General features: G+C 71.3%; 26 protein-coding genes. 8 read left to right on the plus strand and 18 right to left on the minus strand.

Annotation, left to right across the window (positions count from 1 at the left end; all coding sequences use genetic code 11):
- Window positions 1-102 precede the first annotated feature (102 nt).
- Complete coding sequence (locus tag ACIBK1_RS16725) at window positions 103-1,248, minus strand: RNA polymerase sigma factor (protein ID WP_396735793.1); 1,146 nt, start codon at window positions 1,246-1,248, stop codon at window positions 103-105.
- Window positions 1,245-1,652 carry a YciI family protein gene (locus tag ACIBK1_RS16730; RefSeq protein ID WP_030508120.1) on the minus strand — a complete coding sequence of 136 codons (408 nt, stop codon included), beginning with the start codon at window positions 1,650-1,652 and terminating at the stop codon, window positions 1,245-1,247. The genes ACIBK1_RS16725 and ACIBK1_RS16730 overlap by 4 nt, the downstream gene beginning before the upstream one ends.
- Before the next feature lie 112 nt (window positions 1,653-1,764).
- Here ACIBK1_RS16730 and ACIBK1_RS16735 point away from each other — a divergent pair, with 112 nt between their 5' ends.
- Both ACIBK1_RS16735 and ACIBK1_RS16740 read left to right on the plus strand, forming a co-directional pair.
- A complete protein-coding gene (locus ACIBK1_RS16735; RefSeq protein WP_231513887.1) occupies window positions 1,765-2,622 on the plus strand; it encodes a MerR family transcriptional regulator in 858 nt (285 codons plus the stop codon).
- Window positions 2,619-3,173, plus strand: coding sequence for a GyrI-like domain-containing protein (locus tag ACIBK1_RS16740; RefSeq protein WP_396735798.1), 555 nt, complete (start codon window positions 2,619-2,621; stop codon window positions 3,171-3,173). Before ACIBK1_RS16735 ends, ACIBK1_RS16740 begins: the two co-directional genes overlap by 4 nt.
- 8 nt (window positions 3,174-3,181) lie before the next feature.
- Here ACIBK1_RS16740 and ACIBK1_RS16745 read toward each other — a convergent pair whose 3' ends face one another.
- From ACIBK1_RS16745 to ACIBK1_RS16765, 5 genes are all read right to left on the minus strand, one after another.
- On the minus strand, window positions 3,182-4,294 hold the full coding sequence (locus ACIBK1_RS16745) for a tyrosine-type recombinase/integrase (protein ID WP_051761750.1): 1,113 nt from the start codon (window positions 4,292-4,294) through the stop codon (window positions 3,182-3,184).
- A gap of 53 nt (window positions 4,295-4,347) precedes the next feature.
- Window positions 4,348-4,812 (minus strand): ribosomal protein L7/L12, encoded by a 465-nt coding sequence (locus tag ACIBK1_RS16750; RefSeq protein WP_051761737.1) that lies wholly within the window; start codon window positions 4,810-4,812, stop codon window positions 4,348-4,350.
- A 152-nt stretch (window positions 4,813-4,964) separates the two neighbouring features.
- Window positions 4,965-5,912, minus strand: a complete 948-nt coding sequence (locus ACIBK1_RS16755) for a DUF2218 domain-containing protein (protein ID WP_396735802.1) — start codon at window positions 5,910-5,912, stop codon at window positions 4,965-4,967.
- A 276-nt stretch (window positions 5,913-6,188) separates the two neighbouring features.
- Window positions 6,189-7,022 (minus strand): phosphotransferase enzyme family protein, encoded by an 834-nt coding sequence (locus ACIBK1_RS16760; protein WP_396735805.1) that lies wholly within the window; start codon window positions 7,020-7,022, stop codon window positions 6,189-6,191.
- A complete protein-coding gene (locus ACIBK1_RS16765; RefSeq protein ID WP_036406581.1) occupies window positions 7,019-7,948 on the minus strand; it encodes a helix-turn-helix transcriptional regulator in 930 nt (309 codons plus the stop codon). The genes ACIBK1_RS16760 and ACIBK1_RS16765 overlap by 4 nt, the downstream gene beginning before the upstream one ends.
- Window positions 7,949-8,115: 167 nt before the next feature.
- Here ACIBK1_RS16765 and ACIBK1_RS16770 point away from each other — a divergent pair, with 167 nt between their 5' ends.
- Window positions 8,116-8,808: an SDR family oxidoreductase gene (locus tag ACIBK1_RS16770; RefSeq protein ID WP_156080913.1), complete on the plus strand. Its 693-nt coding sequence runs from the start codon at window positions 8,116-8,118 to the stop codon at window positions 8,806-8,808.
- A gap of 220 nt (window positions 8,809-9,028) precedes the next feature.
- Window positions 9,029-9,448 (plus strand): ester cyclase, encoded by a 420-nt coding sequence (locus tag ACIBK1_RS16775; RefSeq protein WP_030508129.1) that lies wholly within the window; start codon window positions 9,029-9,031, stop codon window positions 9,446-9,448.
- Window positions 9,449-9,461: 13 nt separating this feature from the next.
- On the opposite strand, the gene ACIBK1_RS16780 is transcribed toward ACIBK1_RS16775, so the two are convergent.
- Window positions 9,462-10,229 carry a group II truncated hemoglobin gene (locus ACIBK1_RS16780; RefSeq protein WP_396735809.1) on the minus strand — a complete coding sequence of 256 codons (768 nt, stop codon included), beginning with the start codon at window positions 10,227-10,229 and terminating at the stop codon, window positions 9,462-9,464.
- A gap of 57 nt (window positions 10,230-10,286) precedes the next feature.
- Complete coding sequence (locus ACIBK1_RS16785; RefSeq protein WP_396735812.1) at window positions 10,287-11,174, minus strand: LysR family transcriptional regulator; 888 nt, start codon at window positions 11,172-11,174, stop codon at window positions 10,287-10,289.
- Between the two features lie 196 nt (window positions 11,175-11,370).
- Here ACIBK1_RS16785 and ACIBK1_RS16790 point away from each other — a divergent pair, with 196 nt between their 5' ends.
- A complete protein-coding gene (locus ACIBK1_RS16790) occupies window positions 11,371-12,606 on the plus strand; it encodes an MFS transporter (RefSeq protein WP_396735815.1) in 1,236 nt (411 codons plus the stop codon).
- A 35-nt stretch (window positions 12,607-12,641) separates the two neighbouring features.
- Here the strand turns inward: ACIBK1_RS16790 and ACIBK1_RS16795 are convergent, their stop codons facing one another.
- On the minus strand, window positions 12,642-13,601 hold the full coding sequence (locus tag ACIBK1_RS16795; RefSeq protein ID WP_396735818.1) for an alpha/beta hydrolase: 960 nt from the start codon (window positions 13,599-13,601) through the stop codon (window positions 12,642-12,644).
- Window positions 13,602-13,642: 41 nt separating this feature from the next.
- Between ACIBK1_RS16795 and ACIBK1_RS16800 the strand changes: the two genes are divergently transcribed.
- Window positions 13,643-14,119 carry a MarR family winged helix-turn-helix transcriptional regulator gene (locus ACIBK1_RS16800; RefSeq protein WP_396735821.1) on the plus strand — a complete coding sequence of 159 codons (477 nt, stop codon included), beginning with the start codon at window positions 13,643-13,645 and terminating at the stop codon, window positions 14,117-14,119.
- A gap of 121 nt (window positions 14,120-14,240) precedes the next feature.
- Here ACIBK1_RS16800 and ACIBK1_RS16805 read toward each other — a convergent pair whose 3' ends face one another.
- Entirely contained in the window at window positions 14,241-15,596 is a 1,356-nt protein-coding gene (locus ACIBK1_RS16805; RefSeq protein WP_396735824.1) for a nitroreductase/quinone reductase family protein, read from the minus strand.
- Window positions 15,597-16,108: 512 nt separating this feature from the next.
- Here ACIBK1_RS16805 and ACIBK1_RS16810 point away from each other — a divergent pair.
- Window positions 16,109-16,840: a dienelactone hydrolase family protein gene (locus tag ACIBK1_RS16810; RefSeq protein ID WP_396735827.1), complete on the plus strand. Its 732-nt coding sequence runs from the start codon at window positions 16,109-16,111 to the stop codon at window positions 16,838-16,840.
- Window positions 16,841-16,906: 66 nt separating this feature from the next.
- Here the strand turns inward: ACIBK1_RS16810 and ACIBK1_RS16815 are convergent, their stop codons facing one another.
- Window positions 16,907-17,476 (minus strand): HIT family protein, encoded by a 570-nt coding sequence (locus tag ACIBK1_RS16815; RefSeq protein WP_396735829.1) that lies wholly within the window; start codon window positions 17,474-17,476, stop codon window positions 16,907-16,909.
- Window positions 17,477-17,757: 281 nt separating this feature from the next.
- Here ACIBK1_RS16815 and ACIBK1_RS16820 point away from each other — a divergent pair, with 281 nt between their 5' ends.
- Complete coding sequence (locus ACIBK1_RS16820; RefSeq protein ID WP_197042623.1) at window positions 17,758-18,183, plus strand: VOC family protein; 426 nt, start codon at window positions 17,758-17,760, stop codon at window positions 18,181-18,183.
- Window positions 18,184-18,567: 384 nt separating this feature from the next.
- Here ACIBK1_RS16820 and ACIBK1_RS16825 read toward each other — a convergent pair whose 3' ends face one another.
- The 6 genes from ACIBK1_RS16825 to ACIBK1_RS16850 all read right to left on the minus strand — a co-directional run bounded on the left by ACIBK1_RS16825 (window position 18,568) and on the right by ACIBK1_RS16850 (window position 23,956).
- Window positions 18,568-19,434, minus strand: a complete 867-nt coding sequence (locus ACIBK1_RS16825) for an ABC transporter ATP-binding protein (RefSeq protein ID WP_396735832.1) — start codon at window positions 19,432-19,434, stop codon at window positions 18,568-18,570.
- A gap of 20 nt (window positions 19,435-19,454) precedes the next feature.
- On the minus strand, window positions 19,455-20,255 hold the full coding sequence (locus tag ACIBK1_RS16830; RefSeq protein ID WP_396735835.1) for a hypothetical protein: 801 nt from the start codon (window positions 20,253-20,255) through the stop codon (window positions 19,455-19,457).
- Window positions 20,252-20,941 carry a hypothetical protein gene (locus ACIBK1_RS16835; protein WP_030508141.1) on the minus strand — a complete coding sequence of 230 codons (690 nt, stop codon included), beginning with the start codon at window positions 20,939-20,941 and terminating at the stop codon, window positions 20,252-20,254. Before ACIBK1_RS16835 ends, ACIBK1_RS16830 begins: the two co-directional genes overlap by 4 nt.
- Before the next feature lie 31 nt (window positions 20,942-20,972).
- Window positions 20,973-21,893 (minus strand): anti-sigma factor family protein, encoded by a 921-nt coding sequence (locus ACIBK1_RS16840; RefSeq protein ID WP_396735838.1) that lies wholly within the window; start codon window positions 21,891-21,893, stop codon window positions 20,973-20,975.
- Window positions 21,890-22,444, minus strand: coding sequence for an RNA polymerase sigma factor (locus tag ACIBK1_RS16845; RefSeq protein WP_036406584.1), 555 nt, complete (start codon window positions 22,442-22,444; stop codon window positions 21,890-21,892). The genes ACIBK1_RS16840 and ACIBK1_RS16845 overlap by 4 nt, the downstream gene beginning before the upstream one ends.
- Before the next feature lie 102 nt (window positions 22,445-22,546).
- Window positions 22,547-23,956: an MFS transporter gene (locus ACIBK1_RS16850; RefSeq protein ID WP_396735842.1), complete on the minus strand. Its 1,410-nt coding sequence runs from the start codon at window positions 23,954-23,956 to the stop codon at window positions 22,547-22,549.
- Window positions 23,957-24,022 lie beyond the last annotated feature (66 nt).

Here is a 24,022-nt window from a genome sequence, read left to right on the forward strand (position 1 = left end):
TCCTCCCTTCCGGGTCCAAGCCTGCGGCCTCCCGCTACGTGAGGGTCAATCCGGTCGCCTCCCCGATGCCTGGACGTCCCCGGCGGCAGCACTGCGGCGCGCTCACGGCGCAAGCAGTTGCCGCACCCGTGCGGCCTCTCTAGTGAGGTGGTCGCGTTCCGGCATGCTGGTGGCGGCGCGGGCGGCCTCGGCGTACAGCTCGGCGGCCAGATGGAGATCGCTCGCGCGTTCGTGCAGGTATGCCGTCACCGCGGCGTAGCGGGGCAGGCCGGGATCCACGCCGGCCAGCGCCGCCAGGCCGGCCCGCGGCCCGTCGGCCTCGCCGACCGCCACGGCGCGGTTGAGCCGCACCACCGGGCTGCCGGTCAGGAGCAGCAGCTCGTCGTACCACTCCACGATCTGCACCCAGTCCGTCTCGCAGGCGCTGCGGGCGTCGGCGTGCAGGGCGGCGATCGCGGCCTGCGCCTGGTATTCACCCAGCCGGTCGCGGGCCAGGGCGGCCTGCAGGATCGCCACCCCCTCGGCGATCAGGCGCGTGTCCCAGCGCGATCGGTCCTGCTCGGCGAGGGGCACCAGGCGGCCTCCCGGGCCGGTGCGGGACGCGCGGCGCGCATGGTGCAGCAGCATGAGCGCGAGCAGCCCGGCGACCTCGGGCTCGTCGGTCAAGGCGGCGAGCTGGCGGGTCAGGCGGATCGCCTCGCCCGCCAGGTCGACGTCTCCGCCGTACCCCTCGTTGAAGACGAGGTAGAGCACCCGCAGCACCGTCCCGAGGTCGCCGGGCTGGTCGAGCGGCAGCCCGGCGATCCGCCGTTTGGCCCGGCTGATCCGCTGCGCCATGGTCGCCTCGGGGACGAGGTAGGCGGCCGCGATCTGCCGCGTGGTCAGGCCGCCGACCGCGCGCAGCGTCAGGGCGACGGCCGAGCTCTGCGGCAGGGTGGGGTGCGCGCACAGGAAGTACAGCCGCAGTGTGTCGTCCGTCGCGGGTGAGGGACCGGCGGGAGGCTCGGCCTCCACGGCCAGTTCCCGCCCCCGCCGCGACGCCTCGGCGCGGGCGGCGTCGAGGAATTTGCGCCAGGCGGCCGCGACCAGCCAGGCCTTCGGATCGCGCGGCGGATCGCCGGGCCAGGTGTCCAGGGCCCGGATCAGGGCCTCCTGCACGGCGTCCTCGGCCGACGCGAAGCCGGCTCCGCGCCGGACGAGGACACCGATCACCGCGGGTACGAGCTCCCGCAGCAGCGACTCGTTCACTCGGTGACCGTGGGCGGCTCGGTGAGGAACGGCCGGACCTCGAGCCACTCGTGGATCGGGTCGCCGCCGGGCCCGGGAGCGGCCGACAGCTCCCCGGCCAGCTGGACCGCGCGGTCCCACGAGTCCACGTCGATGACCATCCAGCCGGCGATGAGGTCCTTGGTCTCGGCGAACGGGCCGTCGGTCACCGGTGGGCGCCCCTCGCCGTCGTACCGCACGAACGCGCCCTCGGGTGACAGCGCCTGGCCTTCGACGAACTCACCGGTCTCCTCCAGCCGGGCCGCGAAGTCGCGCATGAACTGCACGTGCGCGTCGACCTCCTCCGGCGTCCACTTGTCCATCGACCCGCAGTCGACGACGGGGGCCGGGCCACCTCGGTAGTGCTTCAGGATCAGGTATTTCATCGTGGTTCTCCTTCGTCGTCGCGCGGCCCGTCGCCGCCGCTCGTGTCCCTGGGACGGAGCCGGCACCACATTCTCGACACCCGGCACGACAACTTCTCAGAAAAATCCCGCGATGGACTCTCCCACCGGGGGAGAGGCCATGCTGGGGCGCGTGAACGACGGTCTCCTGCCGATCGGGCAGTTCGCCCGCCTCGCCCGGCTCAGCGTCAAGCAACTGCGCCACTACGCCGCGCTGGGGCTGCTCGAACCCGCCTGGATCGACCCCGCCAGCGGCTACCGCTACTACCGGACCGCACAGGCCCGCGACGCGCTCGTCATCGGCCTGCTGCGCTCCCTCGACGTCCCTCTTCCCGTCATCGCGGACGTGTTGTCCGGCGGCGGCGACGGGGGACGGGACACCCCGGGAGGGGGCTTCGCCGCGTCCGCGCTCGCCCGGGTCAGGGACGACCTGGAGGCCGAACTCGCCCGCCGCAGGCGCACCCTCAAGAGCCTCGAACGCATCCTCGCCACCGGCCTGCCCGGCGCCGAGGTCACCCTCGTCACCGAACCGCCGCGCCCCGCGATCGTCGTCCGCGACCTGGCGGCCACCCCCGAGGACATCGGCCGCGCCACCTCCGCGTGCGTCGCCCGCCTGCTGGCCGCCGCGCCTCCCGCACCCGCCCTCGTCGGGCTGTTCCCGCTCGACTACGGCGAGTCCGTCCCTGTCGCGGTCGCCCTCACCGGCACCGGCCTGCCGCAGGTGCCCGGCGCCGCCCCCGAGATCCTGCCCGGCGGCACGTTCGCCGTCGCCGCCCACGTCGGCCCCTACGACCAGATCGCGCTCACCGCCCACGCCCTGCTCACCTGGTGCGCCGAACGCGGGCACGCCCCCACCGGCCCCCTCCGCGAGGCCTACGTCTCCGACCCCGCGACCACCCCGCCCGAACGGCTGGTCACCCACCTGATGATTCGACTGGAGGACGAACGATGAACTGGTATTCCGCCGCAGACACCCCCGAACTCGCCGACTTCGGCCCCGTCACCGGACTCGGCGGCACCGGGCGCGGCGCACCCGGCGGACCCGCGCACATGGCAGCCATCACCGCCCTGTACGCCGTCGCGGGACCCCTCACCGAACTCGCCGCACTGCCCATGCCCGTGCTCGAAGGCCGCTGGTGGGTCGAGGACACCACCCGCCATCCCCTCGACGTCCCCAGGGACGAATGGCACTGGCACCTGTTCCTGCGCCTGCCCGCCACCCTCGACCCCGCCCTCGCCGAGCAGGCCCGCGAGGCCGCCCGCCCCGCCCCGGGCGTCGACGCCGTCCAGCTCGTCACCTTCACCGACGGGCGGTGCGTCCAGATGACCCACCACGGCTCCTTCGCCGAGGAACCGAAGTCGCTCGCGCTCATGGACGAGTTCATGCGCGCCCACGGTCTCCGCCCGGCCGGGCTCCACCACGAGATCTACCTCAGCGGCGTCCAGGAGAGCGACCCCGCGGATCTGCGCACCATCCTGCGCCAGCCCGTGCGCGACGTCTGAACACCCCGCTAGGCGTCCGGCCCGGCCTGGTCGTCCCGCCCGGCCCGGCCGCGCCGGCGGCGCAGCAGCGGATGCGACCCCATCGCCACCTCCAGCTCCCCGGGCAGGTCGTCCCGGTAACGGCCGAGCGTCGACAGGTCGCTGTGGCCCAGCACCCGCCGCACCGCGTCCATGTCCGTGCCGTCCGCCAGCAGGTGCGTCGCCGTCGTGTGCCGTAACCCGTGCGGCGTCACCGCCCGGCGCCGCCCGGGATCCACCTGCCGCTGCACCCGGTCGATGACCGCCTGCACATCGCCCCGTGCCAGCCGCCTGCCCCGCCACGACAGCAGCAGCGCCTTCTCACCGTCCCCGCCCGCCCGCACCGCCAGGTACGCGTCGAGCGCGGAGGCCACGGCGTCGGGCAGCGGAACGTCCCGGGTCCGCCCGCCCTTGCCGAAGATCCGCCAGTAACGCACCCCGTCGTTGGTGTAGAAGTCCTCCACGTTGGCCCGCACCAGCTCCGACACCCGCGGGCCCAGCGTGGTCAGCAGCAGCACCACCAGCGCGTCACGCACCTCCGTCCGCTGGTCGGCCCGCCTGCGGCGCGGCGCGCCGGAACCGGCCGCCTCCGCGGCCGGCGCGGCGGGCGAACCCGCCGCCTCGATCAGGCCCTCGGCCTGCTCCCGCGTCAGCGCCCGGCGCTCCGGCCGCAGTCCGCCGCGCTCGCGCGCCCGCACCGACGAGGCCGCCATCGGATCCAGATGCACCCACCCCGCCGACGTCGCATGCCGGAACAACGCCGACACCGACCGGCGGAACCTCGCCTGCGACGCCGCGCTCTGCCCTGTGCTTACCCCCGCGCTCTGCCCCGTGCCTTTCGCGGTGTCCTTCCCCTGGCCGTTCCTCCTGCGCTCGTCCGGCTTGCGCGCGAAGGCCAGCAGCACCGCGTCGACGTCCTCACCGGTCAGGTCGTCCAGCACCCGGCCCGGCCCGGCCAGCCGTACGAACGTGGCCACGTCCCGCGCGTACACCTCGGCGGTGGCGGGTGACAGCGCACCGGTCACGGTCTTGGCCCGGACCAGCTCCACATAGCGGTCCCCGGCCTCCTGCACGGTCAGCCTGTTCACCTGTACGGGCAGCATGATCGACACCGTACCGAGCCGCACCGACAGCAAACGCCGCGGCGGCGTCTTTCCTACGCCTCGCCGGCGGCGTCGGCGACGTCGATCGCCTCGACGAACCGCTCGGCCTCCGCCTGGCCCATGCCCGTCTCGCCGCGCACCAGGAACACCGCCTGCTCGCCGCGCCCGGCCGCCTTGAGCTCCCGCACCCGCGACGCCAGATCAGGCCGCGCGTGGCCCGGAGCCACCGGCAGCGGCCGCCCGGCGACCAGGGCCTCGGCCAGGTCCTTGGCCTCCTTCAGGCCCAGCCCGGTCTGCTCACGGATCAGCTTGATCGCCTCGATCTTCTTGTTCTCGGCGTACAGCTCCCGGACCCGGTGCTGCAGGTCGGCCGAGACCGGCGGCAGCAGGCCGGGGCTGCGCCACGCCAGCGGCCCGGCGGGGCGGGCGCCGGCTCGCACCGCCGCGAGACCCACACCGACGAGCGCGATCACGATGACGGCGAGGACCAACACCTCGACCGTGCCCAAGCCGAACATGTGATCATCGTAAGCCCCGCCCCATGCAACAGCCAGCCCTTGCCGGCCGGGAAGGTCGATCACCGCGCTGGGCGGGCCTGGGCGGCAGCTTGCGCCGGGCGTCCCGATCGCCGCGTGTGCCTGGTCCGGGGGCGACCCGGGAGCGTCGTGGGTCAGCCCACCCGCCGGGCGATCGTGACGCCGTCACGCACCGGCAGCATCACCGACTCGACCCGGCTGTCCCGCGCGATCGTCTCGTTCAGACGCCGTATGGCCACCTGCGCGCCCTCCTGGAAGGCCGGGTCGAACACGCGCCCGCCCTGGAACACGTTGTCCAGCACGACCAGCCCGCCCGGACTGAGCCGCGTGACCACCTCCTCGTAGTAGTCCGGATAGCTCTGCTTGTCGGCGTCGATGAAGGCGAAACCGATGACCGGCTCGGCGGGAAGCGCGCGCAGCGTCTCCAGCGCCGGCCCGATCCGCAGGTCCACGCGGTCGGCCACACCGGCGCGCTCCCAGTAGTTCCTGGCGATCGACGTCCACTCCGTGCTCACGTCGCACGCCAGCAGCCGCCCGTCCGGCGGCAGCCCCCGGGCGATGCAGATGGAGGAGTAGCCGGTGAACACCCCCACCTCCACGGCCAGTCGGGCGCCCGACATCCGCACCAGCATCGTCAGCAGGGCGCCCTCGTCGTGCGAGACCTGCATCCCGGCCGCGCCGCCCGTCTCCTCCCGCGTCCTGACCACCAGGTCGTTCAGCACCTCGTCCGCGGGGGAGCAGTGCGTGAGCAGGTAGTCGTCCACGACGGGGGACACCGTCCACGCCGCGTCGCCCGCGACCGGCGGCGACCAGTCGACCACCAGCTCCTCCTGGGCGGCGAACCGCAGCAGGTGACGGGTGACGACATCCCGCACGCCGAGCAACGACTCCGCGTCGGCGGCGGTCGCGATCAGCTCCAATCCGCCGCGGGGCCGCAGCACGCAACGCCCGGACGACAACTCGATGACCGCCCGGCCGTCGCCGCCGAGCGCGGCCTCCGCCTTGTGACCCATGTGGGAAACGAGCTGCTTGATGTAGCGCTCGGGTCTGTCGGTGACGACGTACGCCGTCGAATGAGGCATGGCTTCCTCCACGTGACGCATCAAGCGTCGAGATTTCCAACGCTTCCGGCCCGGCAATTCTGCGGCACTGCAGGCCGCCAAGGGCACCGTCGGCCACCACGTCCGCGTCCTGCGCGAAGCCGGCATCGTCCGCCTCGCCGGCACCCGGCACGTACGCGGCGGCACCGAACAGACCCTCGCCCTGGTCAGCCGCGGCTTCCGGCGATGCTCCCGGCCCGGCCAGGCCGAGCACGCCCCGCCCCCCCGCGGCGAGCCGTACGGGCTGCCGCTCTCGCTCTACCCCGCCGACATCCCCGCCCCGCCGCCCCGCCCCTCCGGCGAAAGCGCCGCCAGCAACACCGCCTCATGACGCGCGATATGCGCGCTGTCGGTGAGATAGAGCAGATCGTGCCCCTCGGCGACATGAGCGGCGAACGCCGCATGACCCGCCGCCGCCTCCGCACGCATATGCGCCACCAGATGCCCCAGCCGCGCCCGCGCCGTCCGCGTCAGCGCCTGCCCGTCCTCCACACCGAGCCGGTACGCGCCGGCGAACACCCGCAGCCGACGCGCCTGCTCCTCCACCCCGGGAGCACTCTCGTCACGGCCGGGATCATGCAACGGCACGAACCGGTAGGCGGCATAGGCCACATCCCACACCCGCGGCCCCGGATGCGCGGTGTCGAAATCGATGAACGCCACCGGCCGCCCCTCCCGGAAGACGCAGTTGTACGGCGCCACGTCACCGTGGCAGACCACTTCCGCCGGAGCGCGCGGCGGGAAATACCACTCGGCGGCCTCCGGCGGCGCGAAGCCCACCGTCGCGTCGTGGTAGCCCCGCAGCAACACCCCGGCCCCGGCCAGCGCCTCATCCGTCATCACGTACGCGGGCAGCGGATAGTCCGGCACCTCACCCGGGACGAAATCCAGCACCTCCCGGCCCTCGCCATCGCACCCGTACGCCCTGGGCGCGCCGCCGAACCCCACCTCCGCCAGATGGTCCAGCAGGGCGTGCACCGCCGGCGTCCACCTGCGGGCCGGCCGGCGCACCGTGCCCCCGACCCGGACGACGCGGTTGACCCCGCCCCCGGTCAGTTCCTCCTCCCCGCGCTCCGGAACGGCCACGCTCACCCGCCTGAACGGATCTGTTCCGTGAGGGAGGTCTGCGGTGCTGTCCAACTGGCGAGGAGTTTGAGACGGTCCTCCGAGGGGGTGCCCGGCTCGGCCGTGTAGATGATGAGGTCGTGGACGGCCTGTTGAGGCAGGGGCAGGTTCAGGGAGCGGAAGGTCATCTCCAGACGGCCGACGTCGGGATGGTCCAGCCGCTTGACGCCTTCGTGACGGACTCGGACGTCGTGACTGGCCCACATGGTGCGGAAGTCGGGGCTGAGCGTGGACAGCTCGCCGACGAGCTCACGCAGGGCCCGGTCGTGAGGTTCACGTCCGGCTTCGGCGCGGAGCACTGCGACCGTGGCCCTGGCGCCTTCCTCCCAGTCGACGAAGAAGTCAGCGGAGCCGGGGTCGAGGAAGAAGTAACGGGCGAAATTGGCGCAGCCCCGGTCGCCGGTGGTGTCGCTGTCGAACATCGGTGAGTACAGGGCCCTGCACAGCGCGTTGCTCGCGACGACGTCCAAACGGCCGTCGCGCACGAAGGCGGGGGCCATGGTCATGGAGTCCACCATCCATTGGACGGCAGACGGGATCTTGACGTCCTTGCGGCGCGGCGACCTGCGGCGGGCGGGGCGAGCCGCTCTGGCCAGATCGAGCAGGTAGGTGCGCTCGTCCTCATTGAGGAGCAACGCCTGCGCGACCGCTTCCAGCACGCTCTCGGAGACACCGCCGATGTGGCCCTTCTCCAGCCGCGTGTACCACTCGGTGCTCACGCCGGCGAGGGCCGCGACCTCCTCGCGCCGTAGTCCAGGAACCCGTCGGCGTCCGCTGGCGGGCAGGCCGACCCGCTCCGGGGCGAGCTTGGCGCGCCGGCTGGTCAGGAAGTCGCGGATGTCCGAGCGGTTGTCGGTGGGATCACCGGTGTGTTTTCCGGACAGAGGTTCCATCCGTTCAACAGTACCCATGGTGCGGCCGGTAGAGAGGTTGTGTTTATACCCCCCATAAACGCGACCTTGCCCGCCTTAGACGGCGCCGGTTCCATGGAGTCGGCGGACGTGAGCGGCGCTCCTTCAGCGCCGTCCGCCGTCCCCCTTCACACCTCAGGAGCATGACCATGTCCAGCAAGACCGTACTGATCACCGGCGCGACCAGCGGTATCGGCGCCCACACCGCGCGACTGCTCCTCGACCGCGGCCACCGTGTGGCGGTCACCGGACGCGACGAGAGTAAACTGAAGGCTTTCCTCGACGAGGCCGGCCACCCCGACCGGCTGCTGGGTCTGGTCGCGGACGCGGCGGACTGGCCCGCCACCGAGTCGGTCGTGACCCGCACCGTGGAGCATTTCGGTGCCCTTGACGCCGCAGTGGCCAACGCCGGATTCATGACCGGTGACTCCATCGGGGCCGGTGACCCGGCGTCGTGGGCGCCGATGGTGCTCACCAACGTCCTCGGCCCCGCCCTGCTGGCCCATGCCGCCCTGCCCCACCTTGAGGCCACTGGCGGACGGCTGGTGCTCGTCGGCAGCGTCGCCGGGCTGAAGAACTCTCCCGGCAATCTCTACTCGGCCACCAAGTGGGCTGTCACCGGACTCGCCGAGAACCTGCGCCTGCACGCCACGACCCGCGGCGTCGGTGTCACTCTTGTCAACCCCGGCATGATCGACACCGCGTTCTGGCAAGGCGCCGGCGTTCCTCCCTTCGCCCTGCCTCCCCAGCCTATCGCCGAGGCCATCCGTTTCGCCCTCGACCAGCCGGCAGGCGTTGACCTCAACACCCTGACCGTCCGGCCCATGGGCCAGCCCGTCTGACCATGCCCGGTTGTCACGCCACGCCCCTCACTCTGACGATGAGGTATGACCCCCGCACAACCCCGCAGAACGGTGATCTTCGACGGTGGCGGCGGCTTCACCGTACGGGACGAGGACGACCCCAGCAGGCGGCCATGAACAGACCTCGGCAAAAAACTGCGGCGCGAGGGACACACCGCCGCGTACGGAGGGCATTCATCGATAGGGGAGGGCCGACATCGTGGGCGAAGCCCGCCGCGTGCGCGACAGATACAACGAAGCGTTCAATGCGCATGACATTGACGCGCTGCTCGGCACGGTCAGCCCTGACGGGACGTTCCTCACCCCCGAAGGCGTGGCCGAGGGCCGCGAGGAGCTGGGCTCCTACCTGGAGGAGTTCTGGGCGGCCTTCCCCGACGTGCACACGGTGCTCCTGGAGTCGCTCGACATCGACGACACGACGGTCGACGAGCTCGTGCTCATCGGCACCCACAAGGGGCCATACCTGGGACCAGCCGGCAGGGTCATCCCGCCGACGGGCCGCCCCCTCAACCTCCGATGCTGCTACATCTGCGCGATCGAGAACGGGTTGATCGTCAGCATGCGCCTCTACTTCGACCAGCTGGAGCTGTTGTCCCAGCTCGGCGAGCCGATCGGGTGACCCGCCGCCGAGATCACGACGTGGGGGAGTAGGGCGGCGCCACACCCCAGCCCCAGCGGGGGACCGGAGCCTGCTGCGGGGGACGGGCACCGGGCTGGGAGTTGGCGAAGGCGAGGCGGGTGCCCCACTCGATGTAACTCGCGAAGGCGGCACGGAACTCGGGGTCGGCGGGCAGGCCGACCACGTCGGCGGCGTTCATGAGGAGCTCGACCCAGCGGCGGCGCTGAGGTTCGCTGATGGCCTTGCCGAGGTGCTGGACCAGCATGTGGTGGTAGCCGCCCCGCTCGTCGGTGTAGCGGGACGGCCCGCCGAAGACCTCCGCCAGCCACATCGCGACATACTTCGGGTGTCCCGGGTCCATGTGGGCGAACAGAGGACCGATCAGGTCGTCCTTGAGAACCTGCTCGTAGAACGTCTCGGTGAGCCGCTCGAACGCCTCGATGCCGCCCGCCCAGTCGTACAGGCTCGGCACGGAGGATCCGGTGCCGCGCACCGCGGTGCGCTCGTAGTGCCGCATCTCCTCGATCTGCCGGACGTACGGCTTGATCGCGGAGAAGAACGCCCCGAAGTGCTCGCCACCCCGGAAACCCTGCAGGTGATCCTCGGCCGAGGTCCACGTGATGCGCAGGATGTACGACTCGGGCTCGTCCACGCACCGGGACAGCTCGTAGTCCACGCACTGGGGCGCGGCCGCCAAGGACACCGCGGCACGCTCGTAGGCGGCTTCGAACGCATCCGCGTCCTGCCGGTCGATCCGGTAGCGGATGTACTCGACGATCACGTGAGCACCGTCCCGGGGGCTGCGCCTCTCGAAAATAGGATCATGATTGCATTGTAATCATGTAATGGTCGCCGGGTCGGCATGATCGGCGTGAATCAGCTCAAGAAATGCCGTGGCCGCCGGAGACCGCCGGTTGTCCCAGATCAGGTGCTCCACCCGCGTGGGAGCATCGCGAAGACGAATGACACGCAGGTCGGCGAAGCGCGGCGCATAGGCGGCGGGAAGCATGCCCACGCCGAGGCCCTGCCGCACCAAATCGACCATGAGATCGGCGGACGACACCTCGAAGGGCACCTCCCGCCGCACCCCTGCCGCCGCGAACGCCTCGTCCGACTGCGCCCGACCGGCCGCACCGACACGGAAGTCGATGAACGGCTCGTCCGCCAGCCCCCGCAGGTCCACCTCGGTCTCCGTCCGGTGATAATCGGGCGCGACCACCGCGACCAGTTCGCCCCCGCCGAGGCGGCGGCTCTGGACGCCCTTGGGTTCCGCACGCGCCGGCAGGCCGAGAAACGCGACGTCGACACCACCCTGCCGGACCCGCTCGATCAGCTCATCGCTACCCGCCGCGGTGAGCGTGATGTGCACCCCCGGATAACGCCGGCGATAGTCCCGCAAGGCGACCGGCAGGTTGACGGCCGTCACCGTGGGGATGGCGCCGACGGCGAGCCGTCCCCGGATCTCCCCGGCGGAGGCCGCGACCTCGGCCCGCGCGCGATCCGCGGCCTCCAGACACTCCCGGGCCGCGGCGAGGAACGCCTCCCCGGCCGGCGTCAGCCGCACCCGCCGGCTGGTCCGCTCGAACAGCCGCGCGCCCAGCTCCCGCTCCAGAGCGGCGACCTGATGACTGAGCGCCGACTGCACCACACGGCAGCGCTCGGCCGCCCGGGTGAAGTTCCTGGTCTCTGCGACCGCCACGACATACCTCAGCTGCTGCAGCTCCACTCACCCATGATGAACCACGATCGATATCGATGAAAAGTATGTGTTGGACTCATCAATCGTTGATCGCGCACCCTTGATGACGACGGCTCGACCACGCCCTCCACCACGTCCCCCACCACGCCCTCCGCCGCCGGCTCCTTCCGCCGGCCGAGCCCGCATGCCGTCGGCGGACGATCAACCACCGGAAAGAACACCAATGATCACTCACGGCACACACCCGCATGCGACCGTAAGGTCATGGCTCGGCGTCGCGGCGATTACCGCCAGCCTCTTCGTCTTCCTCACGACCGAGCTGATGCCCGTCGGCCTGCTCACCCCGATGAGCACCAGCCTGCGCATATCCGTAGGCGCCGCCGGGCTGATGGTCACCCTGTACGGCGTCTCGGCAGGGCTCGGCGTGCCCTTCATCGTGGCATGGACCAGGCGCGTCAACCGCCGCGTCCTGCTGTCCACGCTGCTGGCGATACTGACCCTGGGAAACACGATCACCGCGATCTCCCCGAACTATCCACTGGTCCTGACGACACGGCTCATCATGGGCTTCGCCAGCGGGGTGTTCTGGGCCATCGGCGTGAGCATGGCGATGCGCCTCGTCGCGGAACGCCACGCGAGCAGGGCGGCCGCGATCGTGATGTCCGGCATCTCGATCGCCGCGGTCGTCGGCATACCACTGGGAACACTCCTGGAAAGCCTCACCGGCTGGCGAACCACCTTCCTGATCTGGGCCGGCCTCAGCGTGCTGGTGTTCCTCGCGGTCGTCACCGTCATCCCGTCGCTGCCGTCGACGAACGCGGTCTCGGTGCGGGAAGTCTTCGGCCTCCCGCTGAAGAACGTGCCGCTGCGCCTGGTGCTGTTCACCGTCGTGCTCTTCGTGCTCGGCCACTTCGGCGCGTACACGTTCGTACGCCCCTACCTGGAGCACAGCGCGGCCGCCACACCCTTCTTCATCACCGCGGCGCTGATGGCTTACGGCGCGGGAGGCGCGGCAGGAAACTTCGTCGCCGGACACACGGTGACCAGAAACCCCAGGGGCAGCTTCGTCGTCGGCTGCGCGGGACTCGTGACGTCCTTGCTGCTGCTGCTCACGATCGCTCACGGGGAGGCCGGATCGATCATCGCGCTTGCTGTCTGGGGCGTTTCCTTCGGCGTCGTCCAGCTCTCCCAGATCACCATGACGCAGGCCGCCGCACCCGACACCTTCGAAGCCGCGATGTCACTCAACACCATGGCGTACAACACGTCCATCGCACTCGGCGCGCTGTTCGGCGGGCTGTTCGCCGATCACCTGGGCGTCACGAGCGTCGTCTGGTTCGGTGTGACGCTGACAGCGGCCTCGCTGCTCCTCACCGTCGGCACCCGCCGGCAGACCTCACACGCCCTCCCCGGCGATACGCCGGCACCCACCCGCACGCAGCCGGCCGACCGGGCGTGAGCAGCCGAGGCGCGGGAAACCCCCGGCGAGACCGATCACCACTCGGCCGAGCGGTTCTCGGCGGGGGAGGACGCGCGCGCCGCTCTCCCGGCGCGAACGCGCCCGCCGACCCGCTGGCCGAGAAAGACAGCCGCGCGGTCCAGCGCCTCGTCCGCCTCGTCCAGCACGCCGGCGAACGACTGGAACACGTGCGGCACGCCGGCGGTGACGTCCAGGATGACATCCACTCCGGCCGCCCGGGCGCGCGCGGCCAAGCGGGTGGAGTCGTCCAGCAGGAGCTCGTTGGTGCCCACCTGGAGCAGCATCGGAGGGAAACCCGTCAGATCGGCGAGGACGGCCGGGCTGAGGAGAGGCTGGTGCGGGTCGGCCCCGGCGAGATACATGACCCCGGTGCGTTCGACGGCCTCGCGGGTGAAAATCGGGTCCACGCCTTCCTTTGTGTCCATGCTCTCGCCCGTCCGCGTGGCATCCAGCCCCGGGGAGAACGCCACGACCGCGGCGGGCAGCGGAAGACCAGCGTCGCGCGCGGCGAGACAGGTGGTGACCGCGAGGCCGCCGCCGGCGGACTCCCCGGCGAACGCGACGGCCGACGGGTCCACGCCGCTGTCGAGAAGAGCGCGATAGGCGCCCACGGTGTCTTCGATCGCGGCGGGGAACGGATGCTCGGGGGCAAGCCGGTAGTCCACCGAGTAGGCCTCGAAGCCGGTCCTGGCCACCAGGTTTCCCGTCAGCGACAGGGCGGTCTCGGGGGATCCGTAAACCCAGCCGCCGCCGTGGAAGTACAGGATCGTCCCGGCGCGGCGCCCGTTGTCCGGCTCGACATGCAGAGCGGGCCGGCCGCCGAGCGTCGTCCGCGTCAGGCGAAGGGCGTCAGGCACGATCATCTGCGTCATCAGCGCCTCGAAGCCCGCTCGGAGCGCCTCGACCGACCGGGGGCCCTCGGGCCGTGGCTGTCGCAGCAACGCGTCGACTCGGGCGCGCTGTTCCTTGCTCATACGTACTCCCGCCGTAAGTAGATTCCAGTACACTATATGCCATGGCATCTAAATCGAGCGGGGAGGCGGCCGGCCTCCAGAGCTTCTTCGCCGATCTCGTCCGATGCGAGACGCGCCTGTACAACGCCCTCAACGACCGTCTGCGTGAACGGCACGGCATCGTCACCTCCCAGTTCGAGGCGCTGCGCTACCTGCGCGACCACCCCGGATCCCGCGTGGCGGACCTCGCCGCCGATTTCGCCATCGGCATCGGCGCGACCAGCAAGGGAATCGACCGCCTCGAAAAGCACGGATGGGCCGTCCGCCGGCCGAACCCGGCCGATCGCCGATCCTCCCTGCTGGCCCTGACCGACGACGGCTCGCAACTCGTCGACGCGGCGGAGGCGACCGTCACCGACGCACTGGCCGAGCTGATCGGAGACGCACTCGACGGTCCCCCTGGGGCGGCCACCCGGCAGGTCGTCTCCACGCTGCGCTCCCTGCTCGAACGCGACCAGGTCGGCACGCCCACAGGCTGACCGCGAGAGACGTGAGCCCCGAGGCGACCGCCCGATCAACCGCGAAGCCCGGTCGTCTCCCTCGGGACGGGACGCTCAGCCGGTTGCTCCGCTCGCGCGATCAGAGGCGTCTACGGATGCATCAGCACCGCCTCCGGCCCCTCGCCCGGGATTCAGCCACCCAGTCCGCGAGGCGGCGCAGGAACGTCATGGCGACGGCAGGCGGATCCTGTGCCATCACGCTCGCGTGGAAGGCGTGCGGCATGTCCTCGTACAGGTCGAGGGTCACCTCGGCACCGGCGGCCGAGGCGGCTGCCGCGAAACGCCGCGTGTCGTCCAGCAGCACCTCCGCGGTCCCGGCCACGAGCAGGAGCGGGGGCAGGCCACTCAGGTCGCCGTGCAGCGGAGACTGAGGAGCCTGATCGGCAGGAGCTCCGGCCAGATACTGAGCGGTGACGTGCTCGGCGACCCGGCGACTGATCACATCCCGGCCGTCGTCGACGTCCAGGGAGCGGCTGGACAGGGTCAGATCGGTCAGCGGGGAAATCGCCACGGCAGCACCGGGCAGGGGATCGCCCGCTTCCTTGAGCGCAAGCAACGCCGACAGGACGAGCGTGCCGCCCGACGACTCGCCGCACACGATGACGCGATCGGACGGAGCCCCCTGCTCCAGCAGGCTCCGATACACGGCCACGACGTCGTCCAGGGCGGCGGGATAGGGATGGGCAGGGGCCAGACGCTGGTCCACCTTGAACGCGGGACGCCGGGTGGCCTCGGACAGGCGGCAGGCCATGAGCGGCTCCAGCGCCGGCTGGGCGTGCTCGAAACCGCCTCCGTGCACATACAGGGTGACGCCGTCACCGGTGGCCGACCCTCCCGCGGCGCTCACCCACACTCCAGGAACGCCTCCGGTGTGAGCAAGCGCGGGTGTCACGTCGGCGCCGAGCGCCGGAGCACCGGCGAGCAGGGACCTGATCGCGGCCATCACGGCCGCACGATCGTCTGAGGTGGCCGGGACCAGCGTGGCGTCCAGACGATCCGCGTGCAGCGGGGGAGAGGCGCCTTCCGGCAGGTCCGGGAAGGACACGGAGTGCGGAGTCAACGCGACGACCGGCAGGACGCGGCCGGACCGCGCCTCATAGTCCGCCCATCCGGAGTCGGCCTCCACGGCGCGGGCGAACAGCCGCTCGCGTTCCTCGCCCTCCAGAACGGCGGCCTCGGCCTCGATCGTGAAGACCCCGGTCTCCACGGTGACGCGGGGATCGGCACGCAGATTGTGATACCAGGCCGGGTGGTGCGGCGCGCCGCCGGCCGAGGCGATGACCAGCATGCGGCCCCCCTCATCATTCAGGTAGCCCAGGGGAACCGTGCGACGGACTCCCGAACGGGCGCCGGTGGTGGTCAGGAGGAGCAGCCTGGCCCCCTCGAAAGGGCCGCCCACCTTTCCCCGATTGGCGCGGAACTCCTGGATGATCTGCTCATTGAAGTCGTACGGCATTCTCTGCTTTCTTGATCGGGGCTTGCTCGGTCAGGGCATGGCGAATCGACCGCCTCGCCACATAAGGGCAGGCGGTTGCGAAGGAATGGCGGAAACGCGCGCGGCGGCAAAGGGGCGGCATGACGGCGATTTCGCCGACACCGCGGGCCGCGCCGATACGCGGGAGGAAGAATTTCAGATCACGAGGTCGAAATCGCGGCGGGCCTCGCGCCCGCCCGGCCCTCACGCTGTGGCCGGGTGCCTCACTCGCTTGTGGCCCATGGCCGACCCGGCAGTCACGGCGCTCACGCTATCGCCACCTCAGGAATGCGGCAACACCGCATCTGTACCCATTTGTGACATCGCGGGGGCGGGCCCGTCCTGCGCGGTCCGTGATACGTTCGCCGTCACCGCGCGCCGCCGCGAACCGAGGAGGTGAGACCGATCAACGCTGTGACAGGTCGGGACTCCCTCCCTCACATGGCCTAGGGGAGTGCCCGCAGCAGGCAGGCATCCGAAAGGCGTGAAACGCTGTGCGCTTCATTTCCCAGGCGTCGTCCGACGGCGTCACCGAACAACTCTTCGTCCTCGGTGAGATCCCCGGTGTGCTCTGGACACCGGAAAACGCCGCAGGCGCCCGTCCTCTCATCCTGATGGGCCACGGTGGCGGCCGGCACAAGAAGGACCCCGACGTCGTGGCCCGCGCGCGCCGCTTCGTCACCGGGGGAGGCTTCGCGGTCGCCGCCGTGGACGTCCCCGGCCACGGCGACCGCCCCAAGGACGAGAGGTACGACACGATCGCGACCGAGAACCAGGCCCGTGTCACGGCAGGGGAGGAGCCGGCTCCGCTGATCGCCGCTTTCCAGGCACTCGTGGCTCGCCAGACCGTCCCGGAATGGCGGGCGGTGCTGCGGGAACTCCAGCGACTCGAGCACGTCGGCACCGGGCCGGTGGGCTACTGGGGCGTGTCGCTGGGGTGCGGTCTCGGCGTTCCCTTCGTCGCCGCCGAACCCCGGGTCCGCGCGGCGGTGCTGGGCCTGGGCGGGGCCCTGGCATCGGCCGAGGCCGCCGCGCGGATCACCGTCCCGGTGCGGTTCCTGCTGCAGTGGGACGACGAACGGGTGCCGAGGGCCCAGGGGCTGGCGCTGTTCGACGCATTGGCCTCAGCCGGCAAGACGCTGCACGCCAACCCCGGCAGGCACGGGGAGCTCCCCGCGTTCGAGGCCGACAGCTCGCTGCGGTTCTTCCAGCGGCACCTCGGTTGAGGCCGTCGGCCACGCCACGGGTGAGCCGGGCCGGCGTGCGGGGGAGCACGACGTGCGGCTCTCCGGTCATCTGTCGTCGCCGACCACAGACAGGGCCGTGCGGAGCCGGTCGGCGAGCTCGACGGCCTGCTGCGCCGACCAGGGGATCACGCCGTTCTCGGTCATCAGAGCGTGGTACTGCTGCTGCTCGTAAGGAGTTCCTGGAGGCAGGGGAGCGACATGCCAGTGCAGGTGGGCGTTGCCCTGCTGACTGCCCAGGGAGAACAGGTAGGTGCGTTCGGAGGGGACGACCGCCTCGACCGCCAGGGCGATTCGGCGAACCGTACGCATCAGCCGGAGGTAGGCGTCTTCGCCAAGGTCCCGTACGACATGCTCGACGTGGGCTTTGGGCGCCACCAGGACCTTGCCGGGAATCGTGGGGTAGCGGTCCAGGAAAGCGACGTGGTACTCGTCCTCGAAAACGATCTGCTCAAGGTCGTAGCCGGGAGCGCCCGCCAGGATGGCGCAGATGAAGCAGGGGCCGCCTTTGGTGCGGCGAACGTACCCGGCGAGATCGAACGGCTCTTTCCGCCGGGGCGACAAATCACCTTCGCGAGCCAGGGCGGGAAGGTCCTCATCGGAGGGATGCACGCTCATGGCCGCCACCGTAGGTGGCGCTAAGGCTGATTGGCGAATGTCCGGTCACCGACGGAAAGAGCGGACATTGCGTCTTATACAAGACAGAATTCACCTTCTGTCCGGTATGGGAATGAATAGGGGCTTTTGTCATACCTGAGGAAGGGTGGACGCCCGGCGGTGACGGCCACAGGCGAGATCCTGGGACCCGGGTGTCGAGAATGCGGCACCGGCTCCGTCCCAGGTCTGCGGGCGGCCATGACGGGCCGCGACAAAGGAGGATCACCATGACGATTCAGCGGATGGACAACGTCGGCATCGTGGTCGACGACCTGGAGGCCGCCGTTGCGTTCTTCGTGGAACTCGGCATGGAGCTGGAGGGAAAGGCGCTGATCGAGGGCCCTTGGGCGGCACGCCTCGTCGGGCTCGACGACCAGCGAGTCGACATCGCGATGATGCGGACCCCGGACGGCCACGGGCGGATCGAGCTGGCGAAGTACCACACGCCGGCGGCGATCGGCGGCGTGCCGGAGGACGCCCCGGCGAACACGCTGGGCATTCGCCGCATCATGTTCGCCGTCGACGACATGGACGAGGTCATCGCGCGCCTGCGCACCCACGGCGCCGAACTCGTCGGCGAGGTGGTGCAGTACGAGGACGCGTACCGGCTCTGCTACATCCGTGGGCCCGAGGGAATCGTCGTCGCGCTGGCCGAGGAGGTCGGCTGACGGTCTCGTCGTGGAGACGGCGTATGCGCACATTGAAGGGCGTTACGAATACCTGCCGACCACCCCCTCTCAGCACCTTCCGCCATTGCTCGATAATGAACATTATGTCAAGTTGGCTAGTTTCGACCACTCCTCCCGCCGGTCCGTTGCCCGTGTAGGACCGGACGGCTCCCTCCGAGTGCGAGCCTGCCTCGGTGCTCGCGCACTCGACATTGAGCGACTCGGGACCGGACCGGTCGTACGCGGGCGACGGACCGGCGGGTGTGGCGCGTGAAGGCACCGGGACCGTACGGTGCGCTCGGCGGCAGATCAGCGGATCCCCCGCCCGCGTGTGTGGCCGATCGCCCGATTACCCTCGGTAATCGGGCGCCTCTCCCCCGCTGTTCAGCCGTTCGTGCCCGCGTGCATGAGCGCGACGTACCCCTCCTCCAGCGAGGGCTGGACCGGTACGGCGCGGGGGTCGGGCCGGGAGGAGCTGACGAGACGGTAGTGGGTGCCGTCAGAGCGGCTCACGGCGGAGACGACGACGCCGGTGGCGGGCGGTCCCTGGCCGACCAGTTCCCAGGTCACGCCTTCGGCCCGCTGGACGATGTCGGCGACCTGGCCGTTGAAGACGACCCTGCCGCGGGCCATCACGGCCGTGTCGCGGCAGGTCTGGGCGACGTCCTCGACGATGTGGGTGCTGAGCAGCACGGTGCGGCCGGCGGCGATGGAGGCCAGGAGCGTGCGGAAGCGGATGCGTTCCTCGGGGTCGAGCCCGGCGGTGGGTTCGTCGACCACGACGAGCGCGGGGTCACCGAGCAGGGCCTGCGCGATGCCGACGCGGCGGCGCATGCCGCCGGAGAAGCCACGCAGCTTGCGGGTGGCGGCGTCGGCCAGGCCGACCATGTCGAGCAGCTCCCCGATCTGGCGGCGGCGCGCGGCGGTGTCGTCGAGCCCCTTGAGCAGGCCGACGTAGTCGAGGAACTCCCGGGCCGACAGATCGGGGTAGAGACCGAGGTCCTGAGGCAGGTAGCCGAGCCGGCGTTGTACGGCCAGGCGGCCGGTCCTGGTGGTGAGGTCGTGGCCGCCGACGCGTACGGTGCCGGCGGTGGGCGGCAGGACTCCGGCGAGCACGCGCATGAGCGTGGTCTTGCCCGCGCCGTTGGTGCCGAGCAGGCCGTACATGCCGCCGGGGACGGTGAGGTCGAGTCCGTCGAGGGCGGTGACCTTGCCGAAGGTGCGGCGCAGCCCGGAGATCTGGATGTCCATGCGAGGTGTCTTTCTGGAGGTCAGGCGGACAGGTTTCTGCGGCGCAGCAGCGGTGGGGCCAGGGCGAGGGGTGGGAGGCTGAGCAGGAGGAGCAGGGCGATGGCGACGACGGCCGTCGCGCCGCCGGGCTCGGGGCGCAGGAACTCCAGCCAGCCGTCGGTGCCCGCGTACAGGGCCCGCTCCCCCATCAGCCAGCTCGCCGGGTAGTCGCCGAGGGGGGTCAGCAGGGTCCCGGTCAGTGAGGGGAACAGGTCGGGGTTGAGCATGTTGCCCCAGAACCAGTAGCCGACGAACAGCACCCGGAACAGCGGGGCGGTCGTCAACAACGGGCAGACGAGGGCGAAGGCGGCCACGAAGGCCAGCCCGGGGAGGGTGATCACGGCGAAGGCGACGGCCGCCCAGGCGAACAGGGCGGGGTCGTGCCGGTGGGCGGTCTCGCCGGCGGCGGCGGTGAGGAGGACCAGCGCGGCGGGGACCGCGGTGGAGGTCAGGCCGCCGAGGTACTTGCCGGCGGCGAGCGCGCCCCGGCCGGTCGGGAGGCTTTCGAGCAGGGACGCCAGGCCGAGGCGGCGGTCGCGGGTGAGGCGGTCGGCGAGCACCATTCCGAAGCCGATCGGCAGGAGGATGGACATCAGCAGGGCCCAGCCCGCCATCACCTCGCGGGGTGGGGTGCCGAGGGGCAGGTGGCGTGGTCCGCGGTCGCCCTGGGTGAGGGTGAGGACGACGGCGAGGGTGGCGGTGGTGATCCACAGGGATCGTTTGCGGATCTGCATGCGGAACTCGTAGCGGGTCACCGCCCACGTCTGTCGCACGGTGGTCATGTCTCCTCCTCGGTGAGCAGGCGTTCGGGGCGGCGCAGCAGGATCAGGGCGAGGGCCGCGAGCAGTGCCCCAGAGGTGGCCAGCGCCGCGCGGTTGGCGTTCCAGTCGGCGGGGACGCCGATGCGGGTGGTCATGAACAGGAAGAACGGGCGGAGCCCGGGGGTGGTGGCGAAGGACGTGGCGAACAGTTGTTCGCCGAGCCATACGGCGGCGACGGTCGTGGTGGCGAGTACGACGCTGCGTCCGAGTGCGGCGATCAGGAGGGCGAGCCCGGTGAGCCACAGGAGTGGGGCGGCCCAGACGAGGGGCGCGTACGGCAGGCCGGGCCCGTTCCACCAGCCGCCGACGGCGAGTGCGGCGGAGAGGGCGATGGACAGGGCGGCGCTGAGGATGCCGAGGACGGCCAGGCGGCGGCCGAGGGTCGTGGTGTACGGGGTGGGCAGGGTGAGCTGGAGTTCGCGGCTGGGGTCGCGGGAGACGACGGCGACGGCGGCCATGCCGGCGGACAGCGGGATGAGTGCTTCGAGTCCGGTGAGCAGGATGCGTTCGAGTTGGGGGCGTGTGGTGCCGAAGGCCGCGGCGGTCGCGGTGAGGGCGAGGGTGGCGGCGAGTGCGGCGGCGGGGGCCGCGCACGCGGTCCAGCCGGCGCGGCGCAGTTCGTGCCGCCACAGGGGTAGGTGCTTCACGGGGGGTTGGTACCGGCTGGGGTGTGAAGGTTCATCGCCAGATGTGTCGGGCGTGCCGGGATCGGGGCAGGCGCGGGCTGAGCAGGAATGTGGTGGCCACGACGGCGGCGGCCGCGGTCAGTACGGCGGGGCCGGGTGTCCATAGGGGGTCGACGAGGCGGAGTACGGCCGGGCTGAGGCCGGTCGGGGCGGTCTGGCCGGTCGACAGGGCGCGGGCCAGCCAGAGTGCGAGGGCGGTGGTGACGCCGGCGGAGGGCCGGTAGAGGACGGAGAGGGCGAAGCTGGTCGCCGACAGGGGGACGAGGGGGCCGAACCAGGCGGTGACCAGTCCGGCCGCTCCCCCGCCGGGGGTGAGTGCGGTCAGCGCGAGGGTGGCGAGCAGGCCGGCGGTGACGGTGGCGGTGAGCACGAGGGTGAGCCGGGCGAGCAGGACCACGCGGGGTGGGGTGGGCAGGGCGGCGGCGAGTTCTGCGGGCGGGTCGTTGTCGGTTCCGCAGGCTCCGGCGACGGCGAGCGCTGCCGCGAGTGGCACGGTCATGGCGAGGATCTGTGCGGCGTGCCTGGTGGGGGCGAGCGCGGCCAGGATGGCGCCGCCGGCGATGAGTGCGGCGGCGAGTGCCCAGACGGGCCATCGGATGAGGGTTCGCTGGCGGGTGAGGATGCCGAGTGCGCGGTGGAGGGGCCGGGTGCCGATGTCGCGCCGGTAGGTGGGGACGGGCCGCGTGGCGTCGGGGGTGGTTGTGAGGCGGCGGCGGATGGCGGTGAGGATGTCCGGGGATGGTGGGGCGACGCGTGCGGTGGTGTCGTGTACGGCGGTGGCGGTGGCGTGCCATGCGCGGGCCTGGGTGGCGCAGGCGGGGCAGCCGGCCAGGTGGGCGGTGACGGCGGCGGCGTCGTCGCCGGTGAGGTGGCCTGCGGCGTAGGCGGGCAGTTGGTGGGTGGGGTGGGTCATCGTGGTCTCCCCTCGACCTCGACGGGCAAGGCTCTGGCCAGGGCGGCGCGTGCGGTGAACAGCCGGCTTTTGACCGTGCCGACGGGGATGTCCAGGATTTGGGAGATCTCGGCGTGGGACAGTCCGGCGGACAGAGCGAGGGTGAGGACTTCGCGGTGGGTGGCGGGCAGTGCGGTGAGCGCGGCGGCGACGGCGGCGGTGTCGGCGCGGGCGAGGGTCACGACTTCGGGGTCGGGTTCTGTGGATGGGAGGTGGGCGGCCTCGTCGAGGGGGCGGGGGGCGGGGCGGCCGCCGTTCATGCGTTTGAGCGCTTGGCGGCGGCAGATGCCGTACAGCCAGGTGCGGACGGTGGAGCGGCCTTCGTAGGTTCGGGCCGAGCGCCAGAGGGCGATGAAGGTTTCCTGGAGGGCCTCCTCTGCGGCGCCGCGGTCGCGGAGCAGTCCTTCGGCGTAGGCGAGCAGGGCGTGGGCGTGCCGGGTGTAGAGCAGTTCGAAGGCGTGCTCGTCTCCTGCGGCGACCAGGCGCAGCAGCGGGAGGTCCGTGTCGTCCATCGTGTGTGGGTACTGTGCCGGGCCGCGGGGTTCGGCGCTAGTCGGTGTGATACCCCTCACCATGTCCGGTTGCTTCGGGTGCGGGTGCCTACACGGGGTGGCTCATGACGTGAGACGGCTGGGAGGGGCTGTGAGCGGCGGCTCACTGACTACCTGGTCTGCTGGTTGTTCGGACCGGACGGAGGCGGTCAGCCACAGGCCGGTGAACACGGCGCAGGCCAGCGTCACGGCACCGGCCGTGAGGAAGGCGCTGTTGAGGCCGGATTCGAAGGAGGCGCCGCCGGACTCCCGGGTGTGGACGATCGCCCCGAGCACGGCCACGCCGAGCACCGCGCCGATCTGGCGGGTGGTGCTGCTGACGCCCGAGGCGAGGCCGCCCTCCTGTGGGCTGACCGCCTGGATGGCGGCCCCGGTCAGCGGTGACATGGTGAGTGCGAATCCGGTGCCGACGACGGCCAGCCGCCACCACACGTTCCCGTAGCCGGTGTCGGCGTGGACGAAGCCCAGCGCGAGCAGTCCCAGCCCGGCCAGCGCCAGGCCGACGGCGGCGACGGCCCGGAAGCCGTACCTGGCCGCGAGGCGGCCCGCGTACGGGCTGACGATCACCATGGCCAGTGAGGTGGGCAGGGTCCGCAGCCCGGCGACCAGGATCGAGGTGCCCTGGACGTAGACGAAGAACTGGGAGAAGAAGAACGACGACCCCATGAGTGCGAACCCGACCACGACCATCGCGGTGTTGGACGCCGTGAACAGTCGCCGGCGGAACAGCCGCAGCGGCAGCATGGGCGTCGGCACATGACTCTCGACGACGACGAACGCGGCGAGGAGCACCAGTCCGGCGGCGAAGCCGCCCAGGATCACCGGGGAGGTCCAGCCTCGGGAACCGCCCTCGATCAGGCCGTAGGTCACGGTGCCCACGGCGGCGACGGACAGGACCGTGCCGGGGACGTCGATCGGCGGCGCGCTCGGGTTGCGGGACTCCCCCAGCACGCGCAGCCCGGCCAGCAGCAGGACCGCCCCGATGGGCACGTTGACCAGGAAGATGGCGGGCCAGCCGAAGGCCTCCACCAGGATTCCGCCCGCCAGCGGTCCGGCGGCCAGGCCGATGCCGCTGAGCCCGGCCCACAACCCGATCGCTCTGACGCGCTCCCTCGGGGCGGGATACGCGGCGGCGAGCAGCGCCAGCGAGGCGGGGCTCAGCGCCGCGGCCCCGGCGCCCTGCAGCACCCGCCCGGTGATCAGCCAGCCGATCGAGGGTGCGAGCGAACACACCACCGAGGCGGCCGTGAACACCGCCACCCCGGCCAGGAACACCCGCTTGCGGCCGAACCGGTCGGCGAAGACGCCGCCCGACAGCAGCAGCATGGCGACCAGCAGCACGTAGGCGTCGACGATCCACTGCAGGCCGGTCAGTCCGGTGTGGAGCCGCTGCTGCATGTCGGGCAGGGCGGCGCCGACGATCGTGTTGTCGAGCAGCACCATGAACTGGCCTGTGCAGGTCAGGGTGAGCAACGCTTTTACGTGGATACCTTCTCGGCGCGGTTGTTCGGTCGATTCCATGACTGGGCACCCTAATGG

It is taken from the genome of Microbispora rosea, assembly GCF_044460045.1.
Lineage (GTDB): Bacteria > Actinomycetota > Actinomycetes > Streptosporangiales > Streptosporangiaceae > Microbispora > Microbispora rosea.